10 protein-coding genes are annotated in these 20,170 nt (G+C 60.3%); 4 read left to right on the plus strand and 6 right to left on the minus strand.

The genetic code is table 11. The features are described from left to right. The first annotated feature begins 116 nt into the window (after positions 1–116). On the plus strand, positions 117–1,448 hold the full coding sequence (locus AAIS01_RS01500; RefSeq protein ID WP_343467493.1) for a DUF58 domain-containing protein: 1,332 nt from the start codon (positions 117–119) through the stop codon (positions 1,446–1,448). Positions 1,449–1,458: 10 nt separating this feature from the next. On the opposite strand, the gene AAIS01_RS01505 is transcribed toward AAIS01_RS01500, so the two are convergent. The 5 genes from AAIS01_RS01505 to AAIS01_RS01525 all read right to left on the minus strand — a co-directional run bounded on the left by AAIS01_RS01505 (position 1,459) and on the right by AAIS01_RS01525 (position 17,339). Further along, positions 1,459–5,376, minus strand: coding sequence for an Ig-like domain-containing protein (locus AAIS01_RS01505; protein WP_343467494.1), 3,918 nt, complete (start codon positions 5,374–5,376; stop codon positions 1,459–1,461). A gap of 137 nt (positions 5,377–5,513) precedes the next feature. Beyond that, positions 5,514–9,626 carry a Tc toxin subunit A-related protein gene (locus tag AAIS01_RS01510; RefSeq protein WP_343467495.1) on the minus strand — a complete coding sequence of 1,371 codons (4,113 nt, stop codon included), beginning with the start codon at positions 9,624–9,626 and terminating at the stop codon, positions 5,514–5,516. Positions 9,627–9,683: 57 nt separating this feature from the next. Beyond that, a complete protein-coding gene (locus tag AAIS01_RS01515) occupies positions 9,684–13,292 on the minus strand; it encodes a Tc toxin subunit A (protein ID WP_343467496.1) in 3,609 nt (1,202 codons plus the stop codon). Between the two features lie 245 nt (positions 13,293–13,537). Then, positions 13,538–16,681: a hypothetical protein gene (locus AAIS01_RS01520; protein ID WP_343467497.1), complete on the minus strand. Its 3,144-nt coding sequence runs from the start codon at positions 16,679–16,681 to the stop codon at positions 13,538–13,540. Between the two features lie 436 nt (positions 16,682–17,117). Beyond that, positions 17,118–17,339 carry a hypothetical protein gene (locus AAIS01_RS01525; RefSeq protein WP_343467498.1) on the minus strand — a complete coding sequence of 74 codons (222 nt, stop codon included), beginning with the start codon at positions 17,337–17,339 and terminating at the stop codon, positions 17,118–17,120. Here AAIS01_RS01525 and AAIS01_RS01530 point away from each other — a divergent pair. From AAIS01_RS01530 to AAIS01_RS01540, 3 genes are all read left to right on the plus strand, one after another. After that, on the plus strand, positions 17,328–17,501 hold the full coding sequence (locus tag AAIS01_RS01530; protein ID WP_343467499.1) for a DUF6124 family protein: 174 nt from the start codon (positions 17,328–17,330) through the stop codon (positions 17,499–17,501). The genes AAIS01_RS01525 and AAIS01_RS01530 overlap by 12 nt on opposite strands. 295 nt (positions 17,502–17,796) lie before the next feature. Continuing rightward, positions 17,797–18,984 (plus strand): Fic family protein, encoded by a 1,188-nt coding sequence (locus AAIS01_RS01535; RefSeq protein WP_343467500.1) that lies wholly within the window; start codon positions 17,797–17,799, stop codon positions 18,982–18,984. Positions 18,985–19,309: 325 nt separating this feature from the next. Beyond that, the gene (locus AAIS01_RS01540; RefSeq protein WP_431191896.1) at positions 19,310–19,513 is read left to right on the plus strand and encodes a DUF6124 family protein; all 204 of its coding nucleotides are present in this window, start codon (positions 19,310–19,312) and stop codon (positions 19,511–19,513) included. A 187-nt stretch (positions 19,514–19,700) separates the two neighbouring features. Here the strand turns inward: AAIS01_RS01540 and AAIS01_RS01545 are convergent, their stop codons facing one another. After that, a complete protein-coding gene (locus AAIS01_RS01545; RefSeq protein ID WP_343467501.1) occupies positions 19,701–20,060 on the minus strand; it encodes a PilZ domain-containing protein in 360 nt (119 codons plus the stop codon). Positions 20,061–20,170 lie beyond the last annotated feature (110 nt).

Consider the following 20,170-nt stretch of genomic DNA (forward strand, 5'->3'; position numbering starts at 1 on the left):
CGCAGCGGCCCCTTGCGGTGTGTCAGACAAAAACAGGGGGCTGCTTCGCAGCCCAGCGGGGATAAATCCCCTCGCCACAAAAGCGCGCTCTGCATTTCTCCAATGGGAACGCCCCCATGAAACCCTCGCGCCTGCTCATGACCTGGCTCGCCATTCTGCTGGCCGTCGGCATTGTCCTGGGCGCATTGCGGGCGCTGGGCGTTGCGGTTCCATCGATGTTGCTGTCGATCCACTGGGGACTGCTGCTGGCCTTGCTCGCCTTGGCGATACTCGACGCCATGCGCCTCAAGCGCTTGCCCTCGCCCCGGGTGCAACGGCAGATGCCCGGCAGCCTGGCATTGGGTCGCTGGAGCGAAGTGCGGCTACAGATCAGCCATGACTTTGCGCAGCCACTGAATGTTCAAATCTTCGATCACGTCCCCGCCGGCCTGGACTTCGAAAACCTCCCCTTGTCGGTCGAGCTGCAACCAGATCAACACAGCCAAATTGGCTACCGTCTGCGCCCGCTCAAACGCGGTCACTTCCGCTTTGAACACTGCGAAGTCAGCCTGCCCAGCCCATTGGGCCTGTGGGACGGCAAACGCCTGCTGGACGCGCGCGACGATACCCGAGTCTACCCGGACTTCGCCCGGCTCTACGACGGTCAGCTATTGGCGGTGGACAACTGGCTCAGTCATTTGGGTATTCGCCAGCGCCAACGCCGGGGCCAGGGCCAGGAATTTCATCAACTGCGCGAATTTCGCGAGGGCGACAGCCTGCGCCAGATCGACTGGAAAGCCACCGCTCGCCATCGCACTCCGATTGCCCGGGAGTACGAGGACGAGCGCGACCAGCAGATCATCTTCATGCTCGATTGTGGCCGGCGCATGCGCAGCCAGGACGGCGAGCTGGCGCATTTCGACCACGCCCTCAACGCCTGCCTGCTGCTCAGCTACACCGCGCTGCGTCAGGGCGATGCGGTGGGCCTGAGCACCTTTGCCAGCGAACAGCCGCGCTACCTCGCCCCGGTCAAAGGCACCGGCCAGCTCAACGTGCTGCTCAACACCGTGTACGACCTCGACAGCAGCCAACGCCCCGCCGACTACCAAACCGCCGTCAACCAACTGCTGACCCGGCAAAAACGCCGGGCCCTGGTGGTGCTGGTGACCAACCTTCGCGATGAAGACGATGAGGAGCTGCTGGCCGCCGTCAAACGCCTGGGCCAGCAGCATCGGGTGTTGGTGGCGAGCCTGCGGGAAGAGGCCCTCGACCGCTTACGCCAGACACCGGTACAAACCCTGCCCGAAGCCCTGACCTACTGTGGAACAGTGGATTATTTGAACGCCCGGGCCGAACTGCATGAACGCTTGAATGCCCATGGCGTGGCGGTCCTGCAAGCCCGGCCCGGTGAGCTGGGGGCCGAGCTGGTGACGTTGTATCTGGGGTGGAAGAAGGCGGGGAATTTGTAGGTGTTCAGCGTCAACGCTGGACACTGACCTCGCACGGTAATAATCGTGGCGGCAGGACCGGGCTGCGCAATTCCACCTCGAAAACACCGTAGGCCTGATCTTGAGTCTCGATCGTCCAGCGTAAGGGCGTCGCCGTGACTGGCCGGTATACGTACAAGCGAGGATCAAACACCAATCCCAGGCTTATGGGTGGGGTGCCGAACAGGGCCACCTCGGTCTCGTCCATCAAGGCGCTGTCTTTATTGACCCTCAACTCCAAGACATGACTTCGTCCATGGACCAGAACCAATCGCCTGACGGGCAAATAGTCCATATCGACGGGCGCCCCGTTCAACCAAAGGGTAAATTCCTGCACCCAGCTGTCCTCGGTCCCCAGCACCTTCGCCTCCAACCAGTCCGAATCCCACCCAAATTCCCCGCGCACGGATGCACTCAGCGTGTAGTGCCCTATCCTTGACGGCAGCTCAAAGGCAATCGGCGCCTTGCCCTGCGCATCGGTAACCGACGGCGCCAGCACCAAGCCTTTGAAAAACCAATGGACCCTCACCCCTGCAACCGGCTCACCGGTAGCCGCGCTGACCACCGTTGCCTCGGCGCTGATTTCGTCTCCCGGCACCCCTTCAAGGTCAGGGCTGCTCAGGCTTTCGATCACACACGCCTCATGCACGAGGTACTCAAGCTCCACGACCTCGATGCCTCCAACGGCGCGGGCCCTCACCGTGCCCGGCCCAGAAACCGTCGCGATGAAACTGAAGCGTGCAACGCCATAAAAATCAGTGGTCGTCGTCACAGGCTCCATGGCTTCATCAGTGCTCGTCCAAGACACCGGAACATTGCGCGCTGGCTGGCCAGTCACGGCATTGACCAAGGTAATTTCAAATAACAACACTTCCCCCCAGTCGACGACTTGACGCTCCTGATTCGTAGCGCTTGCCACGTCCACCGGCACATGGCTGCCCAGGGAAAACGCATTCAGCGGTGAGCGCGCCAACAGCCGCGAAGCCGACAGTTGCAAATAGAACGCGGCGTCGGTCTGACCCTCTGCCAAAAGGCTGACCGACAGGCCCGCAGCGGTCAACGTCTGTGGTTTCCCTAATCCGACCGGCCCGAACTGCAACCCCGTATCCAGTCCGTGCGCGCCGCTGTACCCCAGCGCCAGGTTCTGGTCGAGCAACGGGCTGTCTTCCAGAACGGAAACAGTCAGCTCCAGCCTCTCCGCTCGTCGCGGGAAGAAAGTCTGCTCACCCCAGGGCCGTGGGTCCCCCAAATAGCTTTGGACATTGAGGTCGAGCCAGGGATCTTCCTGATGCGCAAACACATCGAAGCCCTGCTCGACCTCAGTCCCATCGTAGGGATTGTTGACCAACGCCTGGACTTGTTGGTTTCCCGCTGCCGCTGGCTGGTAGGCGCGCTGGGCGATACCGTCCGCCCCGCTTTGGGAGGTTTGGCCGTCGTCCCAGACCACGTTCACTTCGTTGGCCGGCTGCTTTGTGAACGCCGACACATAGCGCAAGGCCAGCCGGGCGCTTTCGCCTTTGCTCAGCACCGGGTCGGTCGCCACCTCGAAGGCCGTTCCGACCACCACTTTGTTGTGGGCCAGTTTCAGGGCGAACGTCGGTGGCTGGGTAAACGCCTCGACGCCCAGCACCCGGGCAGCCCAACTGCGCTGTGCGGACTGGCTCGCGCCGCTGAAGTCACAGCGGTAGCGAACCCCGCCAGCGGTCATGGGCGCAGGCTCGGTCAAGGGCGGGGTCATCTCCCATCCCGCCGGCAGGTCCGGCGCCACGGTGGTCTCGAACAACAACCCATGCAAGCCGCCTGGGTCTCCCTCCGGCAAGAGCGTCAGGTCGTGGGCCGCGCCGATGCACGGGTACAGCTCAGCCCCGGCGCCCCAGTTTTTGGGCGCCTGGTCGAACACCAGCGAGAGCTCCGTGGACAGGTCCTGAGGCAGCGCCCGAAACGCCAGATCGAGGGCCTCCAGGCCCGTCGAAACCACCTGTAGATCGAAAACCCCACCCGCGTCGGTCACCAGTACCTGGACCGGCCAATCCAGCCCTGCGGGGGTGATGGCGACCGGGGTTTCCATGTTGGCGATCACGATGGAGCGCGCGCTGGCCGGGTCCTGCCAGCGCAGAAACACCTCTTTGCCGATCAAGGGGCTACCGGACGCCACCGCCAGATGAAAGACCGAATCCTGTCCCATGAGGCACACCGCCCCCGCCCCGACCCGATCGACAGCCACGCCATCGAGGGTAAAGCTGGCGGTGTTCCATGCACTGGTCGCCAGGGTCTGGATGGCGAATGGGTGCCCCAGCTCCTGCCCGCCTTCACGGGGATTGACCCGCGCCGCGAGGGTGTAGTTGCCGTGCGTGGTCGGCCGGTCGATCACACTGGCCCAGCCATTTGTGCCGGTCCAGGTTCGCTGCAACCCTTGCGAAGTGTCCCACTCGACCGGCACTCCGGCAATCGGCTGCCCACCCAGGCTCGTCACCTGCAACATGCACCAGACGTAGTCATGCTCATCCACCACCGGCACCCGATTGGCCTCACGCACGCCACCGATCGTGAGGCTGTGGCGGGCCAGCGACATGGCGTTACTGACCGTGGGGCGCTGCAGCACGGCGCAGCCCAAGCACAACCCGAATTCGTCAATGCCGTTGCGGTCGTCGCAAACCAGCCGCCAGGTTAATGCGTCACCGGTGACCGGCACCGGCGTCAACAAGGCGGGTTGAACCGTCACACCCAACTCTTCAGGGGCCTTGCCTTCCCATTCCAACCAGACATCGAGGTTGCGCAGGGGGCTGTCGGCGTCAAACAGGACCTCCACCGGGTACGTCGCGCCGCGATCGGGAAAACCGGTTTGTTCCCCCCAGAGGGCAGCATTCATGTTGGGAAACTTGATGCGCACGGCCTTCAACGGGTCTGTGGCGTGGGCCTTCACAGTGAACGTGTGGAGCGCGCTGCCCTGGGCATAGAAGGGACTCTCGACGCTGGCTTTTACCGCCAGCGTACCCTCGGTGGCCGGTGCGAAATCGAACCAGGCTTCGCCTCCCTCATCGGTCTCGCTGACCGCAAGCACGTCCTCGCCGATCATCCAGCTCACCTCGTGGCCGCGCATCGGCAGGTCCAGGTAATAGGACTTCACCCGCACGCCCAGCCTCACCGTCTGAGCGTATTCGATCACCGGTTGGTAAGCCGGGTCCTGGATGCTTTCGACGACCAGCCGATGATGCCCCAGCGAAACCGTGATCGGGTAAGTGTCAGCGTGGTACTTGCTGTAGATAAACAGATCGAACAAGTGGGTGTCGTTGTCGACCGGTCGCGGGCAATTCACCTGCCAGGCGTCTTCGATCCGTTGGTTCTCCCCCCACTCGGGCGAAACGATCACCGCCTCCAGCGGGTTGCCCTGGTTCCACAACAACGCCTCGGTGCCGGCCCAGGGGCTGTCTGCGGCCAGTTGAAAGGACAACTGATGGTGCTGGGCGCCGGTCGCGCCGTGACACAGGTAAAGCATCGGCTGGTCGAGCGGGGTAAAGGCCTGGCCGTCGTTGACGATCCGCGCCAGGACCAGCGGGTCGAGTTCTAGGTGAAAATCGATCAGGGCAACGATAACGTCCCTGGTCGATGTCGCCACGCTGGGGCTCCTGATGACGAACTCGAAAAGGTCTTCTTCCTCGACGTCGAAATCGACCGACTCCGTGACGAGCGTCAGGGTCAGCTCCCTGATTTCCGAATCCGCTGCGGCGTTGCCGCGGGGCGGCAGGGCGATTTCCAGGCTGTCCTCGGTCCCGCGCCGACGCAGGCTGAACGTGCCGGGCCCATCACTGCGGTTGTCGTACAAAAAGCTCAGGCGGTAACGCGCGCCCGTCGATTGCGGCGCGGGGGCTGGTACTTGCTGGGCAATCCCTCTGCCGTTGTAAAGGGACATGTAATTGATCGGGGACCCTTGCCACGAATCGCTACCGATCACTCTGCCGCCTGATCCCCCCACGTTCCCCCAGTGGTCATAGTTGATGAAATGTCCGTTGGGAAGGACGTTGGTGCGGGTGTTGACAGGCTCCCTGCTCATTTTTCCACCCCTCGAGCGCTGCGCTCAGGCTGGTTTACATAGGATTGAACCTCCCGGGAGAACGCCGGGCTGCCCACCTTGGCGGTGTACCGGACCTTCAGGATGATGTCGGTCAGGGCCAGCAGTTGCTGTGCCTGGCGAAGTTGTTTATGCCAGGGAAAGGCCAACGTCCAGCGCGACACCGCGCCGGTATTCTCAAACGGGTTACGCAGACCGTCTTCAGGCTTCAACGCGGCCATGCCGAAATCCTCTATCCCGACAGAAATGGCGATGTGCTCGCCGCTACTGACATTCACCAGTACATCCGATGGGGCCAACGTCGGGTTATCGCTATAGAGGTATTCCAGCGACTGGAGCGAGTCCTTGATGGCTGTGACGCTGCGGATCTGCGTCAGCGTTGCACAGAGGTTCTCGTAGGGGCCGAGCAGCGTCGGCAGAGTCACGTCCACGGCGCTGATCTGCCGACAGTAATGGTTGTGATAGTCACGGTCGAACAAGCGCTGGGACAGCTCGAACTCCAACTCGCCGGCGTCTTGCAACTGCAACAGCGCGGCTTCCCAGTCCATCTTCCCTTCTACGCCGATGTTTTCATCGAACAACTGGCGCAACGACACGGTCTTGACTATTTCCAGACGCCGCTCATAGCGCAGCAGATAATCGGCCTCCATGCGCAACAGATCGAGCCGCAGGGCTTCTCCGGCGGTCAGGCCGTAGTAGTTGTCCAGCCAGGCATTGGTGCGTATGTGGTTGAGATCGAATTCGGCGCTCTCCACCTGCAAGGCACTCTGGGCGCTCATGCACAAACTGACGACTTGATCGTAGGCCTGATAATGCAGGGTCTTGCATTGCCCCACGTACCAGCGGTACAGCTCGAGGTGGGTGGCGCGGGTGAGCAAAAAGTCATACAGCGCCTGGGTATGAGTATTCATCCTGACGATCTGCTTCAGGCCCTCTTCGGCGGTTTTGACCGCGTGGCTCTGCGCCCGAATGTTGTCATCGATCATCACCAACTCCGCCGCGGCCTGGTCACGTGCCAGCCCCCAGTCTTCACGCCGTCGGCGATAGCTTTCGGACGTGGCATCCTTATCAGCATTGCCGCGTGCAGCCTCAGCCGCAATCTGGAAAGCAAAGCCCACCGCTCGCGGAATGTTGCCAGGCTGGTGCCCCCCGTTGGCCAGGCCGAATATTTTGGGAAAGGTGTCAATGACGGCACCGGCCACTTCGAAGCCGGTGCTCATTGACGACAGCAGTTGTGCGACATCCAGGTCCGACATGACCTTGTATTCGGCACTGGAAATGTTTTCCATGTGCAGTTTTTCGTAGTGCAAACGACGCTGTTCGGTGATCGCCCGGCTGCTTTGGAGCGCCGCCAGGCTTTCCTGTGCCTGGGCGAGATTTTCCTCCTGCATGGCCTTGGCGAAGGCGCCCAACTCGGTCAAGTGATGCTGCTGCAACAGCTCCTGCTCGATGCGGTCCTGTTGTTCCAGCAGACGAATCACCTGATTGCCGCACTCTTGCAGATATTGCGTGGCCCGCAGCGCCGCGTCGAACAGCACGCGCCAGCGGAACGCGGCCACCCTCAAAGGCCCACCCATGGGCCGAACCGGGCCGGCGCCACCCGCCGCCAGATTATTGAGCAGATCAGCAGGGTTGATCGTGCTGAACAATTCGACGGACATGGGTTTGCCATCGATGGTCAGGTTATGGCGCAGGTTGTACATGCGCTGCGCCGGCAACTCATAGAGCTGCAACACCCGCTGGCTCACCGGCAACCTGAAACGCTCCGTGCCGATGACCCCGGGGTCTTCGAAAAACCGGGTCTTGACCGGCAGCCACGCCGAGTCCAGCTGGAGGTCTTTTTCGAAGGCCTTGAGCGCGGCCCCTTCCTCCAGTTCCGCGACCAGATCCTCCAACGTGGCGGACGTCCACTGACTGAGGGTTTTCGTATCCGGTGATTCGCCCATCAGGTTCCTGGCGCGCAGGTATTGCAGTTTGGCCGCCGCCAGGCTGTCGCGTGTCAACTGCCGGTACAGCCAATCGCCCCACGCCACGAGGTTGGCCACGTAATCGAGGAAAATCAGCATCTGGTAGTGCCGGGGCGTCGAGTAGGCAATCGCATCCGGATCGGTCGGGTTGTCGGCTTCACAGCCGATCCCCCCTCCGGTGCCGGCCACATTCAAGGGTCGGCAACGCCAATGGGCAGGTCTGGGATGTTCCAGGTTGTCGTCCGTGTCAGCGGGCGCCTGTGGGTCGAAGATAAAATGCAGCCACTGCTGGGCTTCAACAAAACGGTCTTCGTCCTTGAGCCGCGTCGCCACCAGATGGGGCAAATGGAAAAACAGTTCCCAAAAAAACAGCCCGTTGGCCCCGTCGAACGGCCCGTTGGGCTCATCGGTATTGTCAGGCAACTTTGGCTCATAGGGAAACTGGGTGTCCCAGTCGAGCACGGCATCGACCGAAACATTGGCCCGAGTCACCAGTTCAGCACCGATCAACGTGTTCAGGCGCACGAACTGGAGCTTCGTCAACCCAGGGTCGTTGAGTTGCAGAAACTGGGCCCCGCACGGGTCGGTTTGGTGCAGTTGTGGCAGCGTGACCTCGGGGGGCACGCCCTTGAGTGTCAACACGAAAGTTTTTGTGCCCAGGCCCTCACCTTCCAGCGTAAAGGTTGCGGTCATACCGGCGAAATTGTCGCGGGAATATTGCTCCCATGAAGAGGACCAACCACCATTGTCGGAATGTGACTCCTTGAAGAATTCCGTGTCAGTGCCTGAAGGATTGGACAGGGTCAAGGTGAAGTCCTTTTGCTCTCCAGCCACACCAGGCATCAGTTGAGCGCAGTGCGCTTGCACATACAGTATCTGACCGTCTCCGCCCTGCCTTACCACGGCCTTGAGGGTGAATTTTTCCACTAGGGGGTTCGCCCCCGAGGAGACCGTTTCGGTCATGCTGGAAAAATCCGACGGGGCAATCCGTTGCTGCAAGGTTAAAGGATCGCTGAAGCGGACCATCGCCAGGTGATCCATGATCGGCTTTTCATCGTCCACCTTGCGAAACAGCGCGTCGCGGGTTTCGTAGATGTCCACCGGATTGGCTCCGGTCGAGAAGGTGATCGGTATCGCATTGGTCAAGTGCACCGCCAACCGCCCTTTGGGGTAGAGCGGGTCCACGTCGTCGCGCAGCATCACCGCCACCAGCCGGCATGTGTCACCCACCTCGTAGTCCAACTGTGACAGGTTCAAGCGTACCGGCGGCGACCACTGCCCGCTCAGCGTAATGAAGGCCACCTTCAGCTCCATCTCGTAGGGCTTTTGCATGCTGCCCTCAGCGTCGAAGAGCGCCTCGCGCCATTCGGCCCAGACCAGACACAAACGCCCCCCCCAAAACACCAGGCGGCTGTCGAGCACGCGCACATCGCAGGGGATATCGGCGGATTTCCACTCGCTCCAGGCGGCCGGGTTGATGGCCATGCTGTCCGCATCCACCTGCACATCAGCCTTGCGCCAGAAATAGCGGTGAGGCTCGATCCGCTCCTTGCCGATCAGGTAGTAATCGGCGCTGCGGGCATGGGGGCCGTCGGTATCGACATAGCCGGTGAGCACCTCCAGGTTGCACACTTCTTCAAAGCCTCGCAGGTACTGCTGGATGCCCTGTTGCACCGAGTCGGTGGTCAGCCGAGTCTGGTTGAGGTTGCTTTCAAGGGCTTTGAACAGGCTGGTCTTGCGGATACGCGCATAGGGGGTGATGTAGTCTTCGGGCATGCACTTGAGCAACTGGCTGGCGGCCCACAACGGGTACTGGCTGGCGATGTCCCAATCCTTCAGGTCCTTACTGTCGAACTCCAGGTGGGTGTAGCCGGGTTCGAGCTTCTGGTAGACGGCATGGATGTATTGCTGGAAACAACTGACGGCCTCGGCGACCCAGGAGGTCTTGACCTGATGGTTATCCAGGGGGTCGGTACGCAACCACTCCAACAGGTCGTCGGCGGTTTTGATCAGTGGAAACCCCTTGTCCTGCTCCCGGTCTTCGATTTCCTTGATCCCCAGCGCACACTCGACCAATGCGTCGCGGCGCAGAGCGGTCACCCGGGTGATGTCTTGCGTGGCCATAACCGTCTCCTGTCTGCTGGGTTCCGGGTGCTCCGCGGCAGAGCACCGGGGGCTCGATCAAAGGGGGTCTTCTTCCAGGGTGAGCACGAAGCTGATCCGTGGGGGCTGCATACTGGGTAGGCCCGTCGAGATGACCGAGACTTTCGGACGTTCGATGGTCACCGGTGTAGGACTGGTGAATGTCACCTCCGTCACCCCCTCGGCATTGGTCGAGGTCGCGAAAGGTATAGTGAACACTGGGTCGAGTTCCCAACTCACCGGCTCGTGGGCCACCGGGTTTTCATACTGATCGAGCAAGCGCGCCCGCAAGGTGACGTCGACGTCGACTTTTTCCCGAGAAACATAGATATCCTCGTCCAGCAGAAAGAACCTATACGTCTCAGGGTCATTGCCCAGGGTGACGGTCGCGGCGGGTTGTGGCTCGCGGGCATCCAATCGGTAACTGATCACATCGCGCCCCATCACGGTCCCGGCCTGCACGGTGGCCACGGCGACACCGGTTCCGTCGGTGCGGGAAACCGCCGGTTCAATCGTGCACAGCTTCGACGTCCAGTAGACATTGACGTTGGCCTGGGCCACCCCGGCATGGGTGACCGTGACGGTCAGTTGCGCCGTTTGACCACTGTTGGCGACCAGTTCATGGGTGCTGATGCTGCTGTCGACCTCCACCCGATCCGCCACGGCGTTGATGCCGTACAACGGTGACGTGCGGCCGGGCTCCGACAGGAGGGCTGCGACCTGATGGGCGATCTCTTCATACTTCTGAAAGTTTGCGTCCGGTTCCAGTGTGCCGATCTTCAAGGTGGTCGGGGCGTCCAGTTTGCTCAGCAGAGCAAACCCGCGCAGACGCGTGAACAGATCGAGGTGTTCCAGCGTACGGATGTAGCCTTTCGCGGCATTGGCACGGTCGGCGCACGCCTGTACCTCTTCGACGCTCCAGTCAAAAATTTCGGCGAGCAGCCTGGCGGTCTGCTCCTTCACCAGGCGCAGCCCATCGCCAGACAAATTGTCGGGCAGCCCGTTGACGAGCTGCAAATACTCGAGCTGCTGGGATTCGGGTTTCTGGCTGAGGGCAACGGCCCGGTTATAGACCGTCAGGTAATACAAGGCGCTTGGGGTAAACGGCCCAGTGCCGGGGGGGGCACTCACGCCGTCACCGATGCTCAGGTAAAGGCTCAGAAACTCCATGCTCAAGTTGAGCGCTTTCACCACTTCGCTGCGGCGGGTAAAACCTGCCAGCATGCCCAGGAACGGGTCGCCCGGTGCTTCGTCATGCAGATTGTCCACTGGAGCCTGGGCCGGTGTGCGTCCCGCCACCTGCAAGAGCACGTCATACACCGTACCGCCCGACCAGGCCAACACCGGCAATGCCAACGCGGGGGTCAACTGACCGTACACGGCCAGGCTCTCCTGAACCACGCCGCGCTGGCTGGCGCGACTGCTCAGCAGTACCCCCATGATTCTTTCGACGGTTTGTAGGTCCTGTCGGTACATCACCAGACGTACCACCCTATCGACCACCTCCCAGGCATAGCGCTCGTAGGGTGCGTCGGCGGACTCGAGCCGATGGATCACCAACCCATCCTGATCCACCAGCTCCAATAGTTGGTTCGTCCATAGCCGGCCATTGGACAGTTCCGGCGCCCCGGCCATGCGCAGCAAGGCTTCGGTAAACAACGACGGTGCAAGCTTGGTGCGAATCTGCTCGAAGAGTTCAACCTGGGCTTCCGAGGGCTGGGGTGGCGCGGCAATGGGTTTGACGTGCTCGACCGTCCAGGCCACGTCCAGGCCACTGTCGGCGCACCAGCGGACCCAGCCCTCCAGGCGCTGAATCTCCGACAAAGCATCGGGCATCTGTGCCCTGTCCGCGTGGATGCGCGGCTGACCGACCAACACCGACCCCCAGGTCCCGGGACTCAGCAAATTGAGGATCTCCACCGCCACGTTCGGCGCCACCCCCAGTCTCTGTGGCAGCCTGGCCATGCGATAAAAACTGGACAGCACCGGCTGGCTACGCTCGAGCCTCTCCAGCCCGTGGGCATCGGCGATCAGCGGCGCCAGGGTGAAATAGGTCGCCAGGTCGATGTTCAGGCCACTGCAAATATGCACAACCGTAAGGGCGTCGGCCTCATCCACCGGAACCAGCGCAAACGAGCCGCCATCCAGCTTCAAGGGCGGGATCGACAGAGCGTCCTTGTTGAACACCCGGTCGAACTGCGAGGGCTCGGTGCCACGGCCAAAAATCGAAACACTGCCCATGAAGGCGGCAAACTCTTCGGCCGTGCATTGGTAGTCTTCCCGGAGTATTTCAAATAGTCCCAGCGCCCGCAGGGTGTTTTCGCTCATCCAATAATTGGGCGGGTCGTCGGGGTTACTGCCCGGTTCCAGCTCGGCCTCGATGATCGCAGCCAACAACGCATCGGTTTCATGGCTGGGCATCTGCATGGCATTGTCCAGGCGGATTTTGCGGTTGAGGCGATCAACTTTGTCGTACCGGGGGTTTTCTACATCGTCGAGAATGCCGATAAGCTTGTTGGTGAAGTCGCTGCCACCGTAAAGGATGCTCATCGTCGATTGTTCTGCCAACCCATTGTTGACGAACACCGAGCCTGCATGCCCAGGTGTGATCTCCAAGTCAATTAATGACACATGCGGGGATACGGTGGGGGCGAACAGTTCGACTGAGAGCAGGGCTTCCAGGCCGGGTTGAGTCAGCTTGGTCCGCTGGTTGAAGAAGAAGGTCTGATTCAGATTGCTCTGTTCGATCGAGTCTGGCTTCAGCCCGAAATACTCTCTGAGATAAGCGTCCTTATCACCCCCTGGGAAATACGGCTCGTGGGTCATGATTGCCCGTTGGCTCGGGCTGAGTCGGGTGGCCTGGACGAGTGCGTTGTCAGCCGTTTCACCCCAGGGCAACGCCCGCAGGAAATAGGGGAATCGGGGGTCGCACAGCTTCACGATGCCGCCCATGGAGGTACCCAGATCCCGGGTCAGCTCATCCATCGTGACCCAAGGGTGGTGATAGGGCAGCCCATTGGGGTAGCTGCGGGCGTTGAGTATGGCGTCCAGGTTTTCCACTTGACCCAGGGAATCCTCGATCGACTTCTCCAGCACCGAGCTGACCACCTCCACCGAGGACACCACGCCGTAAGTCGTCACCGGATCGATGGTCAACTCGTCCAGGTCCACCCGCCGGAGCTTGAGCGGAAAGGCATTTGCATCGGATGGCCTGAGCCGTTGTTCCGACCAGCGCTTGAGCCACACCGCATATGCCACGGGCGAATGAATGGCCTCGATCGCATCCACCGAACATTTGCCGCCAAAATTGGGGCGGAACAGGTCGCCATAAGTCGGTCCGCCGGAGACTAACGCCAACATCCCCTGGCGCATGTGTGCGGGGGGAGGCTCGGGGCTGGTCAGTTGCTCTTCGATGTAGCCGCGCAGCACCCAGGTCGCCAAACCGTTGAGGCGCAACGCGAGCGCCCGGGCGTCGTCAATCGCCAGGCCATACTCACTCACCAACCCGGCGACCCCTTTGCGCGCCAGCGTGCACACCGAACCGCCGTCTTCAAAATACTGCACGAGGTCGGGAAACTCACCAGACTGCCGCCCGTTCAGGATCTGCGCACAAAAGTGGCTGGCGATTCGAGCCGGAGAATCCTTCATCGTAGTGCTCCGCAAGGACTAGGGATCGGGCCACCTGCGTCAAAGACAGCAGCCTGCACACCTGATATTTGAATGTAAAACCAGGGCGGCGCCTACTGTCAGATCTGACAGTAGGCGCCGGTTTTTCCGAACGATTTTGCGGGCTGTCGCGCCACGGCCTGGCGCCCAAACACAGTCGCCCCCCAGCCCCATGTGGGAGCGAGCAGGCTCGCGCCTACATCGATTCTCGAGTGGATACCATTCGGCTACCGACCCCGGTTATCCTCAATCGGGTCCACTTCAAAGCGCAGGCTGTCGCCCCAATCCGAATCGTCCTGCCGGGCTTTCATCCAGTGGGCGCCAGGCAGCAAGGGGGCATCCGGTGAAGCGGTCCAGGTGCCACCCGTCACCGAGTCGCCTTGAGAAACCACCTGCCGGCTATCGAACCAATGCGACAGCTCAATGCGCTTACCCGTCTCGCCAGTGCCTTCGAAAAGCGGCGTATCGGCGAACCAATGCCCCGCTTCAGGCGCCGTGAATGTCGGCGCGCCGGACAGCATCCGCACCTCATGGGCATCGCTCCAGCCGGAGCGGTAACCGTTGCACTCCTGCTGCGCCATCCATTGCAGCGGGCCGGCCGGCCTGTCGACTTGCAGGTGCAGCGACCAGGTGCGGTTCGCGTGTACCTGGGTTCTGCCCAAGAGGGTCTCGGGCGCGCCACTCCAGGCCACCTCCACCCAATCGCCGGCATAGCCGAAGCCGGAGACCGTCACCGTTGAACCGATGTGCTGTTGCACGGTGGGTGATTCAATGAGGGGTAGGGCCGGAATAACGGTGAAAAGATGGTCGGGGCCAAAACTGGACGGTTGCCCGGCAAAGAACTGCCTGGCCCGCAGTACATAGTCACCCACGGGCAGATCGTGGTCGTAGGTCCAGTAGCCGTCGACGCCCCTGGCGGGCACCCGAGCCAGCGGTTCGTCCTCGCCGTCGAGCCACAGCTCGACCTGCGCGGTGTTAGCCTGCGACCTTTTGCGGGCATAGCCATCGATGACCGCGCCTCGGGCGAGGCCATCGCCTGATTGGGGATGGTCGATGGTGGGGGGGAAGAGGATGACCGTAAAGGAAACCGGCGCGCTTCTCTCGGAGGGAAATTCGCCATAGGTTTGAACGACGTATACGTGGTACGAACCGAAGGCAAGGTCCTCAAGCTGCACCGACCATTCGTTCTGCGTAATGGCCCCCGCGCCCAAGAGCTTTTCCGTCACCGACTCGAACACACTCATCACCGCACCCGCGATGCCACCGGTTCCCATGATGACCGGGTTGTGATCGACATCGGCATCGATGGGCGAGGTGATGACCGGTTGCAAGACGACGATCTCGAAGGGCTGTGTGGCTTCATTGGACGTCACGTCGCCAAAACTCTGCGTCACGCGAACGGTATAGGAAGCGGGCATAAACGGCTCTGGTCGGGTGAACGTCCAGGTTGTTCCCGTCACCGTCGCGACGTGGGGAGTGCCCTGCTCCCCGTCAAACCCCAGGTTCACCTGCGCACCGTTCAAACAGGTGCCCGAGAACTGCGGGGTCAAACCGTCCTCGCTGACGCTCACGGTGGGCAACGGCGCATTGATGGTGAAAGGCTGTGGGTCGGTCGGGTCAGAGCGCAGATCGTTGAACAACTGCCACGCTTGAACGCGGTAGATGCCTGGATCCCAGGCTTCGGTGGCCGCACTGGACCAGGTCCTGTTGGTCGGGTTGACGTCGACAATGGGCACCGCAGGCGTTGTTTCACCTTCACAGCGCACCTCGATTTGCGCCGCTGGCTGCCCCGTCCAGCTGTGGCCGGTACCGGAAAACACCGGCGTGCGGTCCTCGCCAACCTGAACCGAGAGGGTGGGCACCGGGACGGGGATCGTGACCGTGAGCGTGTCGCTCCAATCGGAATGAATCCAGGCGGAACCGTCGGGGAGTTTTTGCCGCAGATCCATCGAGTGGCGGGCCGGTGGCTGATCCCGCCACTCCACCGTCCACTGGCCGCCACTGACACTCGTGCTGACCTGAGGAATGGTGTTGTTGGTTATGTGGACGTCCACCGTGGCACCGGGGTGGCCGGTTCCTGAGAACTTCGCCGTGCCGGGGCTGGGGTAGGTGACTTGGATATTGGTCAGTTTGGGGGGTTTTATCTTGAATGCCCTTGGGGAACTCCGACCCGATACTTTCCCGCTCAAGGTTTGCGAGACGGCCAACGATATTGGCCCTGGCGGCACAGTTACCGCTGCACTCCAACTGCCATTGTCCTGGGTGACTTCCGTGTGACCGACACTGGTCTCCGTCAGGTCACGATAGACCGTTACCGTTGCACCCTTTACTGCACTGTTACCGCTGAGGGTGAAGGTTTGTGCCTGAATACTACTAGCGGCAGGACTGGTGATTGCCGGGGCACCTAAGACGGTATAGGTAACAGGTGCTGAAACGACGCGGGGGAAACCTGTTAGCTCGAATACAGCCACCACTGCGACAGGGCCAGTGGGTAGCGCAACGTTTAAAGGAGACGCCCAACTATCGTTGGAGCCAATAGTCGTTTCTGCTGCCAGTTGAAAACTTTGATTGTCGCTCTTGACCACCTTTACTTTGCTACCGGGGGCACCAAATCCACGGAAACTATCGCCGGTGGCTACAACGGTATTGGCGGCAGGTGCGGTGATGTAGGCGAGAAAGATATGCTGGCCGGATGAATTTGCGGATGGTTTGCCGCTCACCACCTGATAGGCATCAATCGTCATGTGGCGTCCATCTGGCGTGATATTGACAGTCGCATTCCATACTCCGCCAAACGTCACTCTTGCCTCAGACGGGTCGGCGCTGACACTGGTGCGAACAAACACCGAAGCACCATAGGCGTATAAAGCGCCGCCACCAGTAACGACTACGCTACGGGCGCTGACATTTCTGATCGGATCGATAAAGGGCGCAGGGACAACATGTTCCACCCTTACTTGCCCCGTCATATTGACGTCGCCCACTCCTTTTCTGTCGTATATGAAATTGAAATGGATCACACCATCTTGGGCATTCCCCGCTACAGAGAGCGAATGAACAAACGTATGCCAGTCATCGTCTTGGGTTGCATGTTCAGTCAGTAGTTTCCACCCAGTATCGTTCTCCGAAACAAGTCCTAACTTAATGTCTCCCTCGTTTCGGCCATTGCCGCTTGCCCGAAATCGCTGTGTCTCTACGGTGAATAACCTACCGTTAGGAGACCATGTATATTCCACTTCGAGGTCTGCCCAATAACCATCTTTTGTAGCCCTTATGATCTTTTTTCCACGCGTCTCACCGACTTCAGTGATGCCTTCCTGGTGTACCGCAGGTTCGGGGGCGTTCTGTTCGAAATCGTCGTCAGTGGACATGTCTGACTCCCAAAAAAAGCGAGGGGGTAGCAATCGCAAAGCGGGCTCCAGGACCTAGTAAATGATAGGAGGGGCTGCTCAAACACCTGTTAGTTCTGACAGTCCCGACAAGCGGCCAGGCTTGGACGGGAAAAATCCGGCTGACTACAGCGCCTTGCGCAACGGACTACACATCCGCCAGAATCCGCCGGCTTGTGCGCCTTGGCCTTGCCCCGTAATTTGATCCGCGTCGCTGACATCTCAGCGATCGGGTTTAGTCGCCCGGGGTATGTCATCAAGGTGCATTGCGCCTCCATCAGTCAGGTTCCCTTATCCCTGCACTTGATGGTGGCTGTGCGCAGGGCGCTTCGGCGCGCCGGTTTTTGGTGACACTTCCCCGGTCGACTAACCTGCGTACAGCCGCCACCCTTCGTTTAGTCGCGAAGAGGTCAAGGCATCACTTGAAGGGAAGTTCACCAATGATCAAACCAACACCCAATCCCCCCCGAAGCCCGATCCACGACCCGCGCATAAAACCCTCGACGCCAAAAAGCTCGACAAAGCCGCCCAGAAAGCCCTGGACCACTACCTCAAACCCGACACCCCAGACAAACCCGCAAGGCAACTGGACTACTTCATCGTCGCCCCCGACGCCGACCCCGAAGGCATGCTGGCGCACACCTACGAAACCTTCTGCTCAGTGAGCACGCTGATCCTGGATCTATCCGAAGACCTGGAAGGCGCCCCGCGCAACCTGGCCCTGGCGATTCACCAGATGGGCGAGATGGGGGTGTTGTTGCTGGAGAAGTTGCTGGATAACGAGGCGAAGGTTCAGCGCTGAAAGCGCCCTGTAGGAGCTGCCGAAGGCTGCGATCCTTTGATCTTGATCTGGGGGGGGTCGCAGTCCCGGCCTACAGGTCTCCACCGTTTCGCCGGCCTGCGCACATGGGCAGATGCCTGATTAATCAATCTGTAGTTTCCGCATAAAAATCCGCAGAAACTCTCAAAATCGTCTATCGTACGAAATCACAAAACCCAGCAAAAACGGGCGTTATCGGCCGTTTTGTTTTCCGCATAAATTTCCGCAGAAATCACCGAAAAAAAATAGCCGTTTGCGTTCTCTGGAAGTAAAAAAGATGATCACCTCGAAAACGTACCTCGACCCAGTACTGCCAGAAAATCTGCCCGACTCGATCATTCAGGCAGCGGATCAGCTGCCGCGCAAGGCAGAATTTCTTGCCGGACGGCTTGCCGATGAGACATCGAAGCAACTGGCGGGCCTGTTGCGCATCACCAATACCTACTACTCGAATTTGATCGAAGGGCATCGAACCGAAATCGCTGACCTCCAGGCCGCGCGCACGATACCGAAACGAGACAGAAAGGTGCTCAAAGAACTTGCCGTGCAACACATGACGCAGCAGGAGGTGATGGAGCGGGTGCTTCGCATGCGCCCAACAAATAGCTTGTCCGCGATGTTCGATCCCAAGTTGATCGCTACCATCCATCGTCGGCTGTTCAAGGACGCTTCAACCGAGGAACTGACCTTAGGCGATGGTCGCATGATGGAAGCAGGCAAACTGCGGGCCGAAGAGAATGAGCAAGTCCAGGTGGGCGCCCATGTCGCCCCAGCTGCAGCAGCGGTATTGCCCATGCTTGAGCACCTGCAGTTGCACTACGGACGAATAAAGGATCCGCGGCGCCAATTGATCGCTGCCCTGGCAGGTCATCACCGAGTGGCGCTTGTCCACCCCTTCCTTGATGGTAATGGCCGAGTGATTCGGATGCTCACCCACCTGCAACTTGTTCATCTCGGGCTGAAGCCTTTCCTCTGGTCACTGTCTCGTGGCCTGGCTCGCAGGCAGGATGAGTACTATCGCTTCCTGGCTTTGGCTGATCGCCCTCGTGAAGGTGACTATGACGGGCGTGGCCAACTCTCACAGCGTCACTACTTCAACTTCATTGAATTCATGCTCGATGTCTGCCACGACCAGATTGAATATATGACGACCGCACTGAACCCCACCAGATTGCGCGAACAGGTTGTTCATGTATTCTCAACCGATCCTGACCTTCGCCGTGCCGGTATCAGACCCACCAGCGCAGCGGCTGTGTTGGCTCTTCTCACCCAAGGTGCGATGCCGCGTGCGGAGTTCAAGGTGTTCACAGGTTTGAAGGATCGGCTTGCAACGGAAGAGCTGGGCCGCTTGATCGAAGCAGGGATAGTGGTCAGTAGTACCCCCAGATCCCGCACGGTGGAAGCGGGTTTGCCCGCACACTTCGCCGGATTGATCTTTCCAAACCTGCATTTCCAAATGGGTTGAATGGTGGCGGTGTCTCAGAGTGTTCTTTTGATCTGGCGGTCTTTCGCTCAAGACTCAATTGCCTGGGAAAAAGATCGCAGCCTCGTTGCACTCGGCAGCTCCTACAGGGGGTCACGCTTGGGGAACGTATAAGGCATCAAACCGATGCCGACAACGCATGGCAACTAATGAGGCCGGACTTCGAAGCGCCCGCTCTCCACCCAATCGGAAGCCGTTGCGCCATCCGCCGTGTCGGTGAGGGTCTGCCTGAACCGGACGTTACCGTATCCCCGGTACACCGAAACCCGACACCCCAGACAAATCCGCAAGACAACTGGACTACTTCATCGTCGCCCCCGACGCCGACCCCGAAGGCATGCTCGCGCACACCTACGAAACCTTCTGCTCGGTGAGCACGCTGATTCTGGATCTATCCGAAGACCTGGAAGGCGCCCCGCGCAACCTCGCCCTGGCGATTCACCAGATGGGCGAGATGGGGGTGTTGTTGCTGGAGAAGTTGCTGGATAACGAGGCGAAGGTTCAGCGCTGAGCAACGACCTGTAGACGTACAGGCCGGTGAAAAACCTGTGGGAGCGAGCTTGCTCGCGATGACGGTGGGTCAGCTGACATCAATGTTGAATGTGCCGACGCCTTCGCGAGCAAGCTCGCTCCCACAATGGATTGAGTACACCCGCAAGCGCCAGGCGTTGCGCCCTGGCTCTCTCGCAGAGATGGCCTCAAGCCGACTCTGGCAACGGATGAAAACTGAAGTATTGCCGAAGGGCATTCACCAGTTGCCCATATTCGGGTGGCGCCCATTGCAGGCTGAAACCGGCGTCGTAATGCTGCGGGGTCACGTCTTCATGGCACCACAGGCAACTGGCCGTCAACGTGATGTCTTGAGGCGGCCCCTCATTGGTAGGAATTTTCAGCCGCAGGTCGAAGACGGCACCGACCATCAGCGGCAACTGGCTGATCAGCATCAGGCCATCTTCAGAGACGTTGCCCAGAAAACCGACGGGCCTGTCGTTCACACCATTGAATACGCGCAAGAAATACGGCAACTGGTGCCGCTCGATTCGCCTCTTTTTGTACATGTCCTGTATCGCTTTTTGAACGCCCCCCCTACAGGGGCTACCGATACTTCGGAACGGGCACGAACAGGCCCGCTCTCCCCGATCCCGGTGCCAGACGCTTGCAAGCGCGT

This window comes from Pseudomonas halotolerans, from assembly GCF_039581215.1.
GTDB classification, from domain to species: domain Bacteria; phylum Pseudomonadota; class Gammaproteobacteria; order Pseudomonadales; family Pseudomonadaceae; genus Aquipseudomonas; species Aquipseudomonas tehranensis.